Origin of the sequence: Lacrimispora sanguinis, from assembly GCF_044987295.1 — a bacterium.
In the GTDB taxonomy this organism is placed as follows: domain Bacteria; phylum Bacillota; class Clostridia; order Lachnospirales; family Lachnospiraceae; genus Lacrimispora; species Lacrimispora celerecrescens_B.
Genome location: NZ_CP173277.1, coordinates 3,632,681 through 3,649,374 on the forward strand (window position 1 = coordinate 3,632,681; position 16,694 = coordinate 3,649,374).

14 protein-coding genes are annotated in these 16,694 nt (G+C 42.6%); 12 read left to right on the forward strand and 2 right to left on the reverse strand.

Features of this window, described 5'->3' with window-relative positions; translation table 11 throughout:
• Window positions 1-148 precede the first annotated feature (148 nt).
• The 6 genes from ACHZES_RS16915 to ACHZES_RS16940 all read left to right on the forward strand — a co-directional run bounded on the left by ACHZES_RS16915 (window position 149) and on the right by ACHZES_RS16940 (window position 7,457).
• A complete protein-coding gene (locus tag ACHZES_RS16915; RefSeq protein ID WP_154526452.1) occupies window positions 149-832 on the forward strand; it encodes a hypothetical protein in 684 nt (227 codons plus the stop codon).
• A gap of 38 nt (window positions 833-870) precedes the next feature.
• A complete protein-coding gene (locus ACHZES_RS16920) occupies window positions 871-1,593 on the forward strand; it encodes an MBL fold metallo-hydrolase (protein ID WP_395547048.1) in 723 nt (240 codons plus the stop codon).
• Between the two features lie 11 nt (window positions 1,594-1,604).
• Window positions 1,605-2,765: an amidohydrolase gene (locus ACHZES_RS16925; protein ID WP_395547047.1), complete on the forward strand. Its 1,161-nt coding sequence runs from the start codon at window positions 1,605-1,607 to the stop codon at window positions 2,763-2,765.
• Between the two features lie 526 nt (window positions 2,766-3,291).
• Complete coding sequence (locus ACHZES_RS16930; protein WP_395547046.1) at window positions 3,292-5,838, forward strand: EAL domain-containing protein; 2,547 nt, start codon at window positions 3,292-3,294, stop codon at window positions 5,836-5,838.
• Window positions 5,808-5,957, forward strand: coding sequence for a hypothetical protein (locus ACHZES_RS16935; protein WP_395547045.1), 150 nt, complete (start codon window positions 5,808-5,810; stop codon window positions 5,955-5,957). The genes ACHZES_RS16930 and ACHZES_RS16935 overlap by 31 nt, the downstream gene beginning before the upstream one ends.
• A gap of 342 nt (window positions 5,958-6,299) precedes the next feature.
• Window positions 6,300-7,457, forward strand: coding sequence for a diguanylate cyclase (locus ACHZES_RS16940; protein ID WP_395547044.1), 1,158 nt, complete (start codon window positions 6,300-6,302; stop codon window positions 7,455-7,457).
• A gap of 82 nt (window positions 7,458-7,539) precedes the next feature.
• Here the strand turns inward: ACHZES_RS16940 and ACHZES_RS16945 are convergent, their stop codons facing one another.
• Window positions 7,540-9,711 (reverse strand): glycoside hydrolase family 105 protein, encoded by a 2,172-nt coding sequence (locus ACHZES_RS16945; protein WP_395547043.1) that lies wholly within the window; start codon window positions 9,709-9,711, stop codon window positions 7,540-7,542.
• 304 nt (window positions 9,712-10,015) lie between these two features.
• Between ACHZES_RS16945 and ACHZES_RS16950 the strand changes: the two genes are divergently transcribed.
• The 3 genes from ACHZES_RS16950 to ACHZES_RS16960 all read left to right on the forward strand — a co-directional run bounded on the left by ACHZES_RS16950 (window position 10,016) and on the right by ACHZES_RS16960 (window position 13,207).
• The gene (locus ACHZES_RS16950) at window positions 10,016-10,378 is read left to right on the forward strand and encodes a VOC family protein (protein ID WP_395547042.1); all 363 of its coding nucleotides are present in this window, start codon (window positions 10,016-10,018) and stop codon (window positions 10,376-10,378) included.
• A 53-nt stretch (window positions 10,379-10,431) separates the two neighbouring features.
• Complete coding sequence (hydE, locus tag ACHZES_RS16955) at window positions 10,432-11,469, forward strand: [FeFe] hydrogenase H-cluster radical SAM maturase HydE (protein ID WP_038277672.1); 1,038 nt, start codon at window positions 10,432-10,434, stop codon at window positions 11,467-11,469.
• Between the two features lie 220 nt (window positions 11,470-11,689).
• Window positions 11,690-13,207, forward strand: a complete 1,518-nt coding sequence (locus tag ACHZES_RS16960; RefSeq protein WP_038277470.1) for a diguanylate cyclase — start codon at window positions 11,690-11,692, stop codon at window positions 13,205-13,207.
• A gap of 72 nt (window positions 13,208-13,279) precedes the next feature.
• Here the strand turns inward: ACHZES_RS16960 and ACHZES_RS16965 are convergent, their stop codons facing one another.
• The gene (locus ACHZES_RS16965) at window positions 13,280-13,876 is read right to left on the reverse strand and encodes a hypothetical protein (protein ID WP_154526466.1); all 597 of its coding nucleotides are present in this window, start codon (window positions 13,874-13,876) and stop codon (window positions 13,280-13,282) included.
• Between the two features lie 454 nt (window positions 13,877-14,330).
• Between ACHZES_RS16965 and ACHZES_RS16970 the strand changes: the two genes are divergently transcribed.
• Genes ACHZES_RS16970 through ACHZES_RS16980 form a run of 3 tightly spaced genes read left to right on the forward strand, consistent with a single transcriptional unit; the run spans window position 14,331 to window position 16,657 of the window.
• Window positions 14,331-14,474, forward strand: a complete 144-nt coding sequence (locus ACHZES_RS16970) for a hypothetical protein (protein ID WP_395547041.1) — start codon at window positions 14,331-14,333, stop codon at window positions 14,472-14,474.
• 39 nt (window positions 14,475-14,513) lie between these two features.
• Complete coding sequence (locus ACHZES_RS16975; RefSeq protein ID WP_051834987.1) at window positions 14,514-16,055, forward strand: diguanylate cyclase; 1,542 nt, start codon at window positions 14,514-14,516, stop codon at window positions 16,053-16,055.
• 29 nt (window positions 16,056-16,084) lie between these two features.
• The gene (locus ACHZES_RS16980) at window positions 16,085-16,657 is read left to right on the forward strand and encodes a DUF1697 domain-containing protein (protein ID WP_395547040.1); all 573 of its coding nucleotides are present in this window, start codon (window positions 16,085-16,087) and stop codon (window positions 16,655-16,657) included.
• The last annotated feature ends 37 nt before the right edge of the window (window positions 16,658-16,694 follow it).

Genomic DNA, 16,694 nt, shown 5'->3' on the forward strand with positions numbered 1-16,694 from the left:
TAATCCCATAATTCCAGGAATCCCTTCCAAATGTGAAACAAAAATTGTATAATTAACTTGATCTGTGGATGCAGAAATTGGAAAAGTGAATGATAACAAAAAGTTTGGAATAATCCCAAAGGTAATTTTGGCCTGGAGGCAGTATGATATGGATGTAAAAAAACTAAACTTGGTAAATGACAGTTCAAAGGTAACTCCTAATTATGATTTAAGCGGGGCTCAGTCTTGGATCCGACTTTTTTTAAATAGAAGCGGAAAACTGCTTATTATCGGGCAGGCCGATAATAACTATATATATTGGGCATCTTTGACCGATCAGAATGAGAGAGAGAAGAATGAAGCGATCTTTAACTACATTGCAGACGAATCCCTAAGGTTTGATATGGTATCCAATGAATGGCTGGTTTTTAATGCGGCCGGCGTTCCATATGATGAATTAAAAACATGGTATCGGACAGAGCTTGTGAGGCCATTGGAACAGGATATGGCATGGAAAACGCCCTTTGGCCACTATTATGGAAAGAATCAAGCTGAGCTGAATGGGAGATCTTTTGCAAGGGATGTTTCGCAATACCTTGATGTTTTAAAGAAAAGATGTCGGTTCAGAGAGGCCAACGGTGCATATGAGGCGGTTTTGGACTACTGTTTAGGAGAGTTATCGGGAGATTCTGGGAATGCTCTCTACTATACACAGGTTGAAGATTTGATTAGCATGCTGCGGCAGGAGCAATATCTCGTTTTGTCCGATCAGGAACAGATCAGGGAAAAATATCTTCTCGTTGCTGAGACGGCCGGTAAGTTATATAATCAGTACCAGTCTGCAATCCGCTAGTAAAATGAATGAGGTAAAGTAAAATGAATCAGATAATTATGTTAGATATAAATTTTCAATATCAGAATGAAACCCGGACATTTCATCCGGTCTTATTAATAAGCGCCAATGATGTTGTTCTTGTAGACTGCGGATATCCCGGTTTCCTGCCTTTATTAGAGGCTGAGATGAAATCCAAGGGTATTAACCCAGGATCCCTAACAAAGGTATTGATCACTCACCATGACGACGACCATATGGGAGCCTTATTTGAAATAAAGGAAAAATATCCTGAGATTAAGGTGGTGGCAGGCCGCACGGAAAGTGGATATATCTCAGGTGAGAAAAAATCGCTGCGTTTGTTACAGGCGGAAGAAATGTTGAATGTGCTGCCGGAAGAACAAAAGCCTTTTGGAATTCAATTCTGCGAATCTTTAAAAAGGGTCAAACCTGTTACCGTTGACATAGAGGTTAAGGACGGGGAACATTTTGACTGGGCTGGCGGCTGTGAGATCATAGACACTCCCGGGCATATGCCGGGACATATTTCCTTATATCTAAAGGAGAGCAATTCCGTTATCACAGGGGATGCCGCAGTTATTGAGGGCAATCAACTGGTCATCGCAAATCCACAGTTTACCTTGGATATGGAAGCGGCCAAAGCTTCACTTAATAAACTGATATCCCTGAATGCAGACCGTTATTATTGCTATCATGGAGGGATATTTGAAAACTTTACGGACATAGCATTTAAAAGCCAAAATATTGATAAATTTTTATAGAGGAGAAGGAAATGAACAGAACCCTGTTTTATAACTTGATTTATAATAATCATCCGATGGAGATCCTGGTTGAGGACGGGCTTATTAAGGAAATGGCTCCCCAGGCAGCTTTAGCGGAAAACCAGGAGGCAACACGGTATGACTGCGGCGGATATTTGCTTTTGCCTGCATTTGTTGATTCCCATACCCATCCTGATAAGACGATTATGGGCATGGATTACCGGCATGATTATAAGGAAACAGACCTGCTTTCGATCATAGAGGCAGAGCGCGCTCTCCGCGGGAAGACAGGTCTTGACACCTTTACTCAGGCATCAAGGTATATTGAACGAATAACAGCATTAGGAACCCTCTTTACGAGAAGCCACGTGGATGTAGATACGGAAAACGGCCTTAAGGGGTTGGAAGGGGTTTTGGAAGCAAGAGAAAAGTATGATGATATTTTAACAATGCAGATTGTTGCATTTCCCCAAAGCGGTCTGGTAGTGCGGAAAGGAACCTATGAGCTTTTGGATGAAGCATTGAAAATGGGTGCGGATGTTGTGGGAGGACTTGATCCTTCATCCATTGACCGGGACCCCAAGGCAAGTATTGATGCGATTTTTAAACTTGCGGAAAAGCACGGCAAACCGGTCGATATTCATTTACATGAGCCTGGAGATCTGGGTGGATTTTCCCTGGATTTAATCGCAGATAAGACCATTGCTCTTGGAATGCAGGGGAGAGTATCGGTCAGCCATGCATTTTGCCTGAAGCATCAAAAGAGGGCGTTCATCGAAAAGCTGGGTAAAGCTGGCATCCATATCGTAACTTCTGCTTTTTCAGACATAACACCTGCGGTAGGACCTTTGCTGTCGGCAGGGATTAATGTTTGTGCAGGCAATGATAATGTCCAGGACTTTTGGAGCCCCTATGGTACGGGAGATATGCTGGAAAGAGCCCGTTTTGTGAGCATGCGCAACGATTTTAAAACCGAAGATGACATGAACACTGCTATTGATTTATGTACTGAAAACGGAGCGAGAATGATGGGCCTTGAACATTATGGCTTATCTGTTGGCTGTAACGCTGACTTCCTATTGGTTAAATCGGACTGCATTACCAGCGCAGTCTCATTAATTCCGGAAAGCCGGATCATTGTAAAGGGAGGAAAGGCTATCCTTGGAGAGTGATCTGGGTGTGTAACGACCGGACCATAAAAGGTAAGGGGCTGAGTTTATTGGAGGTAATTATGACCAGTAAACGAGGCCTCTTTTTAATGTAAAATGGAAAGTAAATAGGCGTTACAGAAATAACATAAATATGCTTTTTAATGTATGACATGTTACTATATGTTGAAATATGTCGGTTTTTATGGTAAATTATAAGAAATTGAGATATTATGACAGAATATTTTGAAAGAAAATAAGCTGGAAAAATGGGGCATAGGGAGATGCCCCATGCCCAGATCCTTTACTTAAAACTCTTCTTAGAAGTGTATATAGCAAGCTTGGCATTCATTCAAAAACAGAGCTGGATACAAAGGAGTTCTGACTGAAAACTCAAATATACTACATAATTGAGTATGTGGAAAAAATTAATCTGCTGTATTCTGTATCATGGCAGATTATTTTTGTATACTCCATAAGCATATTGTATTTCAATAATTCATATGTATACAACTCGTTAAAACAATAAACCAGTACCGAGGTGGCTGTAATGAGAAATAAGTATACCAGATATATAGCCGTACAGACGGTCATTATGCTTATCATTTTTATGACGATTGTTTTCGTTCTTTTGCGTTCCCAGAAGTCAGAAGACAATTATCTTCTTTCAAGCATCGGACAATCCGTGTCCTATTCTGTGCAGCAGCATATTGCCATAACAGAGGGCGTATTAACCTCCCTTGCTTATAATTATGATATTGATGATGAAATCGATAAGCATAAATTTAATATTTTATCAGCCAAATATATAGAGGAAAACCCAGACATCTTATATATTCAGCATAAAGATAAGGATACGATCACAGATATGGTATATCCCGATGCCTATGATTATACCCTTGGTGCCTCCTTACGTGGACGGCCGGAGGTAGAGGAGGCCCTTGATAAGGCGATTAAAAACAGGATAATAACGGTCAATGATCCCTTTATCCTGAAGGGGACCGAAAATTTGTTGGGGTTAGTCATACGGTATCCTCTTTATAAGAACGGGCAGTTTAATGGATTTTTTGTTGTGGTTTTTAACTTTAATACCTATATGGACAAGGTGATTCGAGAGGCGGTACCGAAGTCCTACCACATCAGTATCTATAATAATAAAGGAGGGCTCATCTGGGGGGATTCACCCTGGATGGACAGAAATTCCTACATAGTCAAGATACCGGTCATGGATACCAGCTGGACAATGAAGCTGTCTAAAGAAGGAAACAGTATCAATAACAACGGAGCAGTCATAGGGTTTATATCAGTGCTGGTGCTGGTCCTTATGGGAGTTCTCATCTATGTGCAGATGGGGCTCTTTAAAAAGGATGAGAACATTCAGTATCTTGCTGCTCTACACAAGGAACTGGAACGGCTGAAGGAAAGCTACACCCTGGCACTTGACAGTGCGAATGATGCACTCTGGGAATGGAACCTCATAACCGATGAGTTCATTACTTCCGATAAATGGATCGATATTACCGGAAATGCCCCGAAAGGACATGGACTCCGCGGAATATTACAGGAAGAAACCATTCATCAGGATGATTATCAGGCAGTGCTGGCTGAGTTTGATTCCTGCTTAAAAGGAGAGGCCCGGGAGTTTCACCGGGAGTACCGCATCAGAAATAAGGACGGCAGCTATACTTGGGTCTTAAACAAGGGAAAAGTCTATTTTGACAATGAAGGCCTTCCCGGCAAGCTTGCAGGTGCAGTGTCTAATATTGATGAACGGAAGCATAGAGAATCAAAGATGGAATACATGGCATTTTATGATATGCTGACAGGCTTGCCTAACAAGGTGCAGTTTATGGCTGCCCTTGAGAAAACGTTAAGATGCATTGGTGAGAGACTGTGCAGATATTCCATCCTTATGATAGATCTGGATAATTTTAAAATCCACAATGATTTACTTGGGCTTGATTTCTGCGATCAGCTGCTTATGCAGGTAGGCAAGCGGCTGTTACAGATCCTGGGTCAGGAGAATATGGTAGCAAGGTTCGGAGGGGATGAGTTTTTAATTCTTATCAAGAATCATCAGGACGCTAAAGAAGTAGAAAAGATTTGCCAGAACATTCTAAGCATCTTTGACTCTCCCTTTGTGTTAATGGAAAAATCCGTATATTTATCTGTCAGCATAGGTGTTGTCCATGGCCTTGAAGCCGGCCAGACAGCAAATGATGTGTTACGGAACGCAGATACGGCTCTTAATAAGGCCAAAGAAAGCGGAAAAAACCAGTACTGCATCTACGACACACAGATGCATGATGAAATTATCAGAAAATCCAATGTGGAAGCATGTATCAGGGAAGCCCTGGAAAAAGATAATCTTTTAATTTACTATCAGCTGCAGCAGGATTTATTAAAGGATGAAATAAGAGGAGTGGAGGCCCTTGCAAGGCTGTATTCGGAAGAATTGGGTATGATTCTGCCTTTTGAGTTCATAGAGGTAGCCGAATATACGGGATTAATTATTCCTCTAGGCGGCTGGATATTGAAAAATGCGTGTAAACAGGGAAAGGCCTGGATTGACAGCGGCTATAAAATCGGAAGGCTGTCCGTAAATATCTCTGTACATCAGCTGCGCAGCGAGAATTTCTATGATCAGGTAAAGGAGGTTCTGAATGAGACACAGTTTCCGGTAAACCAGCTTGAACTGGAAATTACAGAAAGTGTTCTCTTGGAGCTTTCCCAGTACAATATCGAAGTTCTTAAAAAATTGCGGTCCCTTGGGGTCAGCATTGCACTGGATGACTTTGGCACAGGGTATTCCTCCCTTAATTATTTGACGGTTCTTCCTATTGATATTTTAAAAATTGATAAGTCATTTTTAAGAAGAGCACTTGAAAGCGAAACAGAGCATCAGGTAATTAAAAGCATCACAGAATTAGCCCATGAACTGAACTTAAAGGTGGTGTGCGAAGGGGTGGAATCGGCTGAACAAAGGAAGATTCTCAAGGAGATGGGCTGTGATTATATCCAGGGTTATTATTTTGCAAAGCCAGGTGATGCAAAAAGTATAGAAAAGTGGTTTCGAGAAGGACCAGCAGCAACTTAAGAAGTCAGACCAACTCCGCTACCTCTGAAGAAAGCGCAGCTGCCAGCGAGGAGCTGTGGAGCCAGGCGGAATTTTTGAAAGAAAAGGTAGGTAAATACAAACTGAATATAAAGGCCTGATTTAAACAGGCTTTTAAGGGGCCGGAAGGCCCCTTTTCTTTTCCAAAGTATTTTCCTATTCAGGGAAGTATTAAGTCAGGGTATTTGCACGGCTTTTTATGATTGTTTCATAATTGGTTGCATTTCTGGTGCGGTTTAACCTGGATGCAGCCGATTTCGGCTCATAGAAAGTTATGTAATAGAAAATTACGGTGACAAATAATATATCAAAAAAGGTTGATTGGTTATGATATTATAGTAGTAGATATCTCGTAGTAGATCAGACCGTTGTACGGCAAGGGATTCAGGGTTTTATTTTTGGATTGTTTTGATTAATCATACATGATACCTGGAGGTAAGCAAGTGGGGTTCAAACGCTTTGAGTTTTCTGTTAATGAAGAAAAATTAGATGATATGTATATCAGGGCAGTACAGGATGAATATACAAAGATCGATGAAAGCTGGCTTCAGCTTCATTATAAAACCTCAGTGATACTGGTTATCTTTTCTTTGCTGGTTGAGATTGCAATGGGAATGATACTGGTCAATTCAGATATGCTGACAACAACGGTATACATATATTACTTGAAGTTTTTGATTATTCCCAGCGGATTAAACTTTATTTTAATTACAATCGAAACGCTGATCATGAAATCAAAGCGTTTTTCCCAGAATCATAAAATTTATTCCGTTTCACTTATTTATGTAGGGATCGGCTTTGTACTTTTTTCTGTGCACTGCACGTTTACGTCAGCTTACTATATTTTTGCAATCGCCATCATGCTGACGGCCATCTATGCGGACTATCGTGTAACATGCGTTACAGCTCTTGCGAGTATTAGTTCCATTATAACCTCCGAGCTGTTTTTGGAATGGGACAAAGATAAAATCAGTGTATTTGAAAACACTCACCGGATGGGAGATTTTCTGATTTCTCTTTTCGTATTACTCGCTTTTTCCATTGCCATTATGGCCGTGATCCGGTTTGAGCGCAGAAAAAACAGTGCAGGCATACAAAAAGAGATAGAACGTCAGTTATTACAGCAGAGCGTCCATATGGATGAAATGACCGGAGTATACAACCGAAAGGCGTTCCGCGCTGAAATGAAATATGTGGAAGATACTGCATCAGACCGGAACTATACTCTTGCAATAGTAGACATTGATAAATTTAAAGATGTTAATGATACCTGGGGTCATCATGTGGGAGACCGCTGTTTGATCGAATTTGCTAAAATCTTAAAAGAATTCTGTTTGGATATGACACCATTTCGTTACGGAGGCGATGAATTTTGCTTATTGTTCTGTGACAAAAGCATGGAAGAGGCAGAAGCCATCTGCGGAGAGATTAAAGCCAGAGTGAATCTTCTGTGTTTTGAGGATTATCCAACGCTAATACTGACGGCCAGCTTCGGGATTGCGTCAATATCGGACCAGGTTGATACGGTAAGGCTCTTTATTCATGCTGACCGGGCTCTGTATGAGGCTAAAAAGGTCCGCAATGCTATCCGTACCTTTTAACCTCAGCCTGTGACATAACATGCTCCCTTATGGAAGACCGCTCAAATAGGAAAAGCTGTCTGCCATAAGAGGAGCCTATTATTTATTCAGAGATATGGTTAAGTTGAAGGAAATCATCAAGCATGAGCTTTTCAACTCCCGCCAAAATAGCAATTCCAATTCCATGGGGGTCGTTGAAACGCCATCCGAGCTGCTGATAATAAGAGCGGCTGAAGGAGCAGCCAGAGCCTTGGCAGACACCGTAAAGATCCCCTTTCCGGTTGATTACCCTTTGCTTCATTCCTTTCCATGCCCGCTGAATGGAAGAAATGCTTTTCCGGCACAGCTCCTGGCTTAAAATTCCGAGACGGATTCCTCTGGAAAGAGCGCAGATGAACATGGAAGTGGAGGAAGCCTCTTCATAGGTGAAAGGATCGTCCAATATCTGATGCCACAGGCCGTTTTCATCCTGCACCCGCAAAATACCTTCCGCCATCTCATGGAAGAATCCGGCTATTGCTTCGTGGTCCGGGTGATCTTCCGGGAGAATCAGCAGCAGCTCTGATAAAGCCAACACCACCCAGCCGTTTCCGCGGCTCCAGGGGATTTTATTCATTTTCTTATATTCCAGATCCACAATATGAGACATCAGATTCTGATCCGGCATAAAGAAGTACTGCTTGAATAACTTCGCCTGGCGGCAAGCTTCTGTTAAGTATTCCGCTTTTCCGCTTAACTGGTAGTAACGGCATAAAAACGGGATACTCATATACATATCATCAATCCACATGGTGTTGTCGTTTCTGGAGAACACGGTATCCTGTTCCCTACGCTGGCGGTTTTTCATAAAATCAGCAATCACATCTGCCAGGGCATGGGCTTCTCCCGAGGGACACCGCCGGTTGGCTTCCAGAAGAAAGGAACCAAAGGAACCGCAATCATCTAACTCGGTCAGCCAGCAAAGCTGGGTGTTCACTCCCGGATATCCGAATACCGATTTATCATAAATGGAATAATCATACACTGCCGCTGTCATCCGGGCATACTCCTGTACATATTCCAGCCAGTCCGGGCGATCAAGATATTCACCTGCTTTTAACAAGCCGTAAAGGGTCACTCCACAGGGATAGGTCCATTTTCCGTATAATTCCTGCTCCGCAAATATTCGCACGAAGGAGCTCGGCAGGTCTGCCTGCCAGTAACAGGTGCCATTTGATCCTGCGTACACCTTATCCATGCTCATTAAATCACTGATGGGAGGAATTTCTTCATCAAAAAGACCAGTATAGATCCATTTTCCCTCATATCCTTTTATCCCAGTGCAAAGTGGCAGAATACCGCCTGCATCCCCCAATTCCACTGTCAGACCCGTTTCCAGTCCTGCTTTCTTTTTGCAAAGCAGTATTACCTCATACATACCTCTGGGCAGGGAGACTTCCCTTTCAAAGGCCCCTTCCATCCAATCCAGGGATAAATCCCCGTTGATATAGACCTTTAGTGGCTGGCTGGAGCTTCCTTTGATCAGAACCTTGCCGGAATCCCCATGGAAAAAACTGCTCTTTGCAGCAGCAGTTCCCTGGCTGCCAAGGCCGAAGATCCGGGATAAGGGGCAGGAGGAGACCGGTTTCTCATACTCCTGTCCTGGAAACCATGGAAGTCCTTCAAAAGATCCGTCAATCAAGGCAGAGATATCTGCGGTCTCCCGTTTGATAGGAGGGCAATAGACGAAGCCTGCCTGTCCCTTCCTCTCAGCCAAAGGCGCAGTAAAATGAGAGGGCTGCCATTGTGGTTGTGCATGGCGGAGAGAGAGGCCGAAGCCGATTTCCGTTTTTTCGGTTTCCAAAAGAAAATGATTGAGACCTTTCTCAAGGGAAATGGATAATGTGCAGCAGGATTTTAAGCCTTCCTGAGGGGGGAGGGAATGAAATACCTTTTCTCCGTTTACCCATAAAACAGTCGGGCCAAAGCATTGAATTTGAAACTGGGAAATGGTTTGGCCGTGGCTATATAAATCTCCTGCTCCATAGCAAACCTCTCCAACGGAAGCCTGGGAAAAGCGTCTGCCAAAATCGAATTGATACCAACCCTTTGTATCGCATATGATGCCGGATGTGAAATCCAACCGGTACTGATAAGGCGCCTGAGGGTTATGTCCGATAAATCGGTTGGCCAACAGTGCGATTACTTCACGATCCCGCTCTCCATAAACGTGGTAGGCACTTTCTTCCTGATGGAAGTAACTGCTATCGCAGACTTTATTACTTTCGTATTTCATAAAGGGGTTCCTCCTGTTGAAAATTTCGTTCCATAAAAGATTTTCTGGACTCTATGTTTTATATTATAATGGATTAAAGTATTACAAATCTTATGTAATTGGGGCCTTTTTTGATAAAATCATACTTTTGGCTACTGAAATAAAGATTGGAACCGAATGGAAAAAAATGTTGTAAAATTGTCTTTAACTATTATATAGAAAATGATAGAATAAACATGTCATTCTGGTATGATTAAGCATAGATATCCTTTTAACACAGGCTAATATAAAATATAAAAAGATGATTAAAACAGGAGGAATTTTTATGAAGTTTTGCTGGAGCACTTTAAACGTTAGGAATTTAGAAGAATCAATCAAATTTTATGAGGAAATCATCGGTCTGAAGGTAACCAGAAGATTCCCAGCGGGCCCTGGTACAGAAATTGCATTTTTAGGCGATGGGGAAACACAAATCGAATTTATATGCGGCGGTGACAGGGAAATTCACGTGGGAGATGATATCAGCTGGGGATTTGAAGTGGAGTCCCTTGATCAGACCCTTTCCCTGGCAAAGGAAAAAGGTGTGGTTATTTTGGGAGAGCCGGTTCAGCCAAATCCACACGTTAAGTTTGCCTTTATAAAAGATCCCAATGGCATGAGAGTACAGCTTGTGGAAACTCTGGGGTAAAGTACGGAAAAAACCAGGCAGCGGCGGAAACTACAGAGCAAGGAGCAAAGAAAATGAAGCGTTTGATTGATAAGCTGTATGAAACTCATAACCTGGATAAGGACGAGTTTATTTACCTGTTGGAAAATTATGATAAAGATGCCAGTGAATATTTATTTTCCCTGGCAAGGACCTATAGCCAGGATCATTATGAGAAGGAAGTTTATATCAGAGGACTGATCGAATTTACGAATTACTGTAAAAATGACTGCTACTACTGCGGCATAAGAAGAAGCAATAAAAATGCCAGCCGGTACCGGTTAAGCAAGGAAGAGATTCTCTCATGCTGTGAGTCCGGGTATGGGCTCGGCTTTCGGACCTTTGTGCTTCAGGGAGGGGAAGACCCTGCATTCACAGATGAGGTTATGGTGGACATTGTGAAAACCATCCGGGAGGAGTATCCGGACTGTGCCATCACCCTTTCCATAGGCGAAAAAAGCTATGACCAGTATCTGAAATATTATGAAGCAGGAGCAAACCGCTATCTTCTCCGCCATGAAACGGCTGATGAGGAACATTATTCCCGCCTTCATCCTGATTCCCTGTCCTTAGCAAACCGGAAAGAATGCTTAAGGAATTTGAAAAAGATCGGCTATCAGGTGGGCACAGGATTCATGGTAGGTTCCCCCTACCAGACCGCAGAGTGTCTGGCAGAGGATCTTGAGTTTATTAAAGAACTGTCTCCCCAGATGGTGGGGATTGGGCCTTTTATTCCACATAAGGATACGCCTTTTGCCGATTTCCCTGCGGGAAGTGTTGATCTCACCCTGTTTCTCATAGGAATTTTAAGGCTGATGCTGCCGAATGCACTGCTGCCTTCCACCACAGCATTAGGAACCCTTGATCCCAAGGGAAGAGAAAAAGGGATCTTATCAGGAGCCAATGTTCTGATGCCCAATTTATCTCCCATTGGCGTCCGGAAGAAATATGAATTGTATGACAACAAGATCTGTACCGGAGAGGAAGCTGCAGAATGTAATGTCTGTCTGAGAAACCGTGTCGCCTCCATTGGCTATAACGTGGTTGAAAAAAGAGGCGATTATAAAGAATGAGCCGGGGAACCTGCAGGAATTGATTGCAATAAGGGAATATGTAAATTCCCTGAAAGATGACAGTTTTGTATGCGCAAGCATAAGCAGCAGCATTATAGGAAGAGGATTTGATATTGAGTAAATAGGAATCCGGATAATATTTTAAGGCAGAGCAAGTCGTTTACCATCGGCTTGTATCTGCCTTCTTGTTAACATCCGAAAAAGTGGGGGGTTGAAATCAATGTTAAATATATTTGTTTGGTTCATGCTCATAGCTACAATGGCTTGTGTCATGCTGTTGGTATATGCCGTTGCAAGCCACAGTTCCGAGCGGTCATTTTTCCTGATCTTTGCTTCCATCTGTACCTTTCTTTACACTGCAGGTTATTTGCTCGAGATCATTTCCCCCACTCTGGAAGCCTCCTTTATGGGAGTCCGGGTACAGAAAATGGGGACACCGCTGCTTGTGGTTTTTAATTATCTTTTCATGCGGGATGTTTATGGGGAAAAGCGCTTCGGTGCTTCCAGATACTGCCTGCTATTTGCACTGCCTGTTTTTAACCTGTTCACCGCCCAGGCATTTCCTTTTGTACGGCTGCACTACATAAGCATTGAATATTTCTATAATGGGTATTTTGCCAACTGCCAGGGGTATCCGGGTCCAATGAGCTATGTGGCGACAGCTTATAATTTTCTTCTGGTTTTTTTCAGTGTTCGGCGGATTCTTAAGCACTTAAAAGGGGGGAGCAGACTGCAGAGACGCCAGGGCTTTTGCCTGCTGGCGTCAATTCTGATTCCCCTCATTGTAAATATTTATCATACCATATCCTACAATTACCTTCGGCCTGACGTAAACCCCTTTGCGGTCTCTGTTTCGCTGGCTCTGCTCCTTTATTCCGTAAGGAATCAGAATCTGCTCAATGTGGTTCCCCTGGCACGGGCCCAGGTGATTGAATCCATGGCGGATGCCTTTATTGTCTGCGGCAGGGACTTCAGCTTTCTAGATGCAAACCAGGCGGCCAAGGAGCTGTTTCCGGAGCTGAGTGCCCTGATTCCCGGTGAAATCATGGAACAGGTAAAGCAGTTTGAAGATCATAACGAATTATGTCTTCAAATAAACGGTGAGATGAGATTTTACAAGGTAACTCAGACCCATATCAGGCAAAGCAGCAAAGATAGTGGTATCTGCATTGTATTCCATGATATCACGGATAAAGAAACGCAGCTTAAAAGTTTGTATGGCAAAGCCACCTTTGATCCTTTGATGCATATCTACAACCGGGCAGCCTTTTTTGACATTGCAGGTCTTAAGCTGAATACTGATGATGCAATAGAACAACCTTATGGTCTGCTGATGATCGATCTTGACCATTTTAAGATGGTGAACGATACCTACGGCCACCCCTGTGGGGATATCGTGTTAGAGACCATTGCATCCAAAGTGAGAAACCATTTCTCAAAAGAAGACATTGTGGGCCGTTACGGCGGTGAGGAAATTGTGGTCCTGCTGGAGAACATCTCTGCCAGGCAGATGCTTGACACGGCAGAAAAGCTCCGCGCAGTCATTGAAAACAAAACGATTTACTGCCATGAGAACACCATCGGTCTTACCGCAAGCATTGGAATGGCCCATTCTCCTGCAGGAAGTATTCATTCTCTGGAGGATATGATCCTTCAGGCAGATCTGGCACTCTATGAGGCCAAGAATGGCGGACGTAACCGCGCCTGCCTGTATGGAGGGTCCGAATCAACGGTTTGAACTGTAGCAATCTTAAAAAACCGCTTATTATCCCTGTGATGATAATAAGCGGTCTTTCCTATTTCAGCTATGTTAAACCAGTTGAATGCGATAAGCTGTGGACTGTGGAGGAATGCTGGCGGTCTGGAAATTGGCATGTTCGATCCGTACCAACTGCCCGGGTTGAAGGGAGCTAAAGCGAATGGGATTATTGTCCTCATCCAGTATTTCTGTAGCGCGGGAAACGACGAATCTCATCTGGTCCGTCACATCGTCGGGATTACCGGTATCAAGGAAGCCATTTGCAACATCCACGGAAACAATCCGGTCGGTCGTTATGCGGTACATAGGCGTCTGTATGAATGCAACGATCCGGAAAGCCTTTGATTGAGGGGGAGTGCTTCTTGTCATGGCAGCGGAGAACTCGGCATTTATCCACATCCCCTTCCTGACATTGCACAGACTGATAGAGTCACCAAATTGATTAATTAAGATCGTGTCCCAATCAACATTCAATTGTAAGAGTTCAATATTGATCATTTCATTCCGGCCGGGTGCCACATAGGAAACCAGGATATAACCGGTTCTGCTATTATTCGTATAAACATCCTCTACTAGTGCATTCTCAATGCGCAGGATGCTCCCGTCTTGGCTGATGCTTCCTCTCCTGCCTGCAGTGGTATTATTCATATAAATCCCCTAAATAGCATGTGAATTAATTAATATTATATGCTGATGCTGTGAAATATTACCCAATATGTACTAAGGGAAAATAATCTTTGCTCATAGCATAGAAATAGGTGCATAATTTTCCGGGAGTGAACATAAGCGTAAGGAAAACTTCAGGAATTTTAAGCTGTGATAATTGTCAGGAATAAGCGACATTTTTTCATGATTGTGATATACTGTTTTTAAAGTGTATCTTTCAAAATGCATTGGACCATTAAATTGATCAACTGGAAAGAAGGGGTTTTCCATTAAAAGGTACGATAAGTTAGTCAGAGACAGGATACCGGAGGTAATTGAAGCAGAAGGAAAAAGAGCGGTATGCCGCATTCTGACTGATGAAGAATATATTGGGAAGCTGGAAGAAAAGCTTAATGAAGAGGTAAAGGAATATCAGGAGGATAAGAGCCTGGAAGAGATGGCAGATGTGCTGGAAGTATTATATTCTCTATGCAGTGCCAGAGGATATACAAAGGCGGAATTGGAGGCAGAGCGGGAAAAAAAGGCAAAAGACAGGGGCGGATTTAATAACAGAATTTTTCTGGAATATGTGGATGAGTAAATGAAAAGTGCTTACATGATATGAAAAAAATACATTCCAATGAAGGAGGAATGCGTTATCAGGCGTAAATACACAATATTTCTATCCACAATCATCAGCATTATCTGCGCTGTCATGGTATACTTTTATTTATTTTCTATTGACAAGGTCGGCGATATTTATATTGAAAAGTCAGAAGAAGCGATCTATAACTTAAAGAAAGATTTTCTAAAGGATACGGTCAATAACCTGATTTCTGAAATTGAATTAAGGCGGGCTGCCAAATCGTCCTACATGGAAACCTTTGTATCCAGAACGGCTGATATTATTAATATGAAAAAGGATCTTCCGGACTCTGAATTCAATGATTTCTTCATCGGATTTTTCCGGGATAAACCGGATTATAAATTTATGACCGTGATTGTATGGGACAATAAGGAAAATAAAGTGATTTATGATCCGGAAAATCTTGCAGGAGCCACCTGGAAGGATACTCTTAAAGCCAATACCTCCGATTTATCCTCTTACCGGGTTTTCATTCACGGAGATGATTCATTCCTTTTTGGACTCACCAAAAGTTATGTAGAAGAGCTTGTTAAGGCGGACATTACCAATGTGATCAGAAATTCGAAATTTGACGGAAATTCCTACATCTGGATTAATGAAATACAGAATTATCAAGGCGGTAAAAACTATGCCATCCGTAGGATCCATCCCAACATGCCGGAAACAGAAGGAATGTATCTTTCAACGGATATGACTGATATTGCAGGAAATCATCCATATTTGACTGAGCTTCAGGGAATTAATAAGGATGGAGAGCTGTTTTCCTCTTACTATTTCAAAGAACCAGGCAGTGATAAGGTATCTAAGAAGCTTTCTTATGCCAAGCTATATAAGGATTATAATTGGGTGATTGCCATGGGAGTGTATCTTGATGATCTGCAGCCCTATGTTGACCAGACGAATAAGGAAAGCAAAGAGCTGGTATCCAGGATTACCATTTTTTTGGTATTATTGCTTATTGTTATAGTAATCGTCAGCATGATTTCTGTTTCCTTATTGGAGAAAATATATTACCGCCAATCGAAAAAGGCAATGGAATCTGAGCTTAATCAGGATGTCCTTACAAAGGCAGGAAACAGGAGAAGCGGGACCAATGATTTGACCAATGCTTTTAAAGAGTTTAAACGAACAGGTTTAAGTCCCGGAATTATGATGTGCGATGTGGATCATTTTAAAGGGATTAATGATAAATACGGCCATTCCGCAGGGGATATGGCTCTTGCGGAATTTGTTAATGTAATGAAAGGTACCTTAAGAAGCACGGATAAGATTATCCGTTGGGGAGGCGATGAATTCATCATCATCCTTAATGGCATGGAAGAGAGGCATATACTGGATTTTGGAAGCAAGTTTTTGACTTCTGTGTCCTCTTTGAAGATACTGGATCACCAAGAGGAGATCAGGATTACCGTATCCATCGGCTTTTCCTTTTTTAAGGAAGGAGATGAAGATTTTCACGGAGCATTAAGGCGGGCGGATGAGGCCCTTTATAAGTCAAAGTCTGAAGGACGAAATCAGGCAAATATTATTTTATAGAAAATAAGACCGGGAAAGAGGATGGATGTATGATGACCATTTATACTGCACTGCTCCGGGGAATTAATGTGGGCGGGAAAAACAAGATAAAAATGGCAGAGTTGAGACAGCTGTTAGAAGAGGCGGGCCTTACCCGGGTTGAGACTTATATTCAAAGCGGGAATGTCATATTTGAGGCAGAGGATGGGGAAGAGAAGTTAAAGGAGAAAATTGAGAACAAAATCAGGGAAAAATTCGGTTTTTCCGTAAGTGTGATTTTAAGAACCTCCGGCCAGTTGGAGCAAATAATAAGAAACTGTCCTTATACAGAGCGTGAGAGGATGGAAGCGGAGGCTCTAAATTCAGAAGGAGAGAGCTTTTATGTCTGCCTTTTTCATCAGGCGCCCCTTGAGACGGAAGCGGAACGCTTAAAGCCCTTTGCAGGAGAGTTTGATGATTACCGGATACAGGGCAGGGATATTTATCTTCTGCTTCGCCACAGCATCCGCAATTCCAAGCTTGCGGCCAAGCTGTCTCTGATTGGCGGTCCGGCAACGGTACGGAATTGGAGAACCATGGAAAAGCTTTATTCTCTTGTGCTGGACAGGTTCCCCATGGAGTAGCCTTATAGTTAAATAATAACATGACGACCCGCAATAC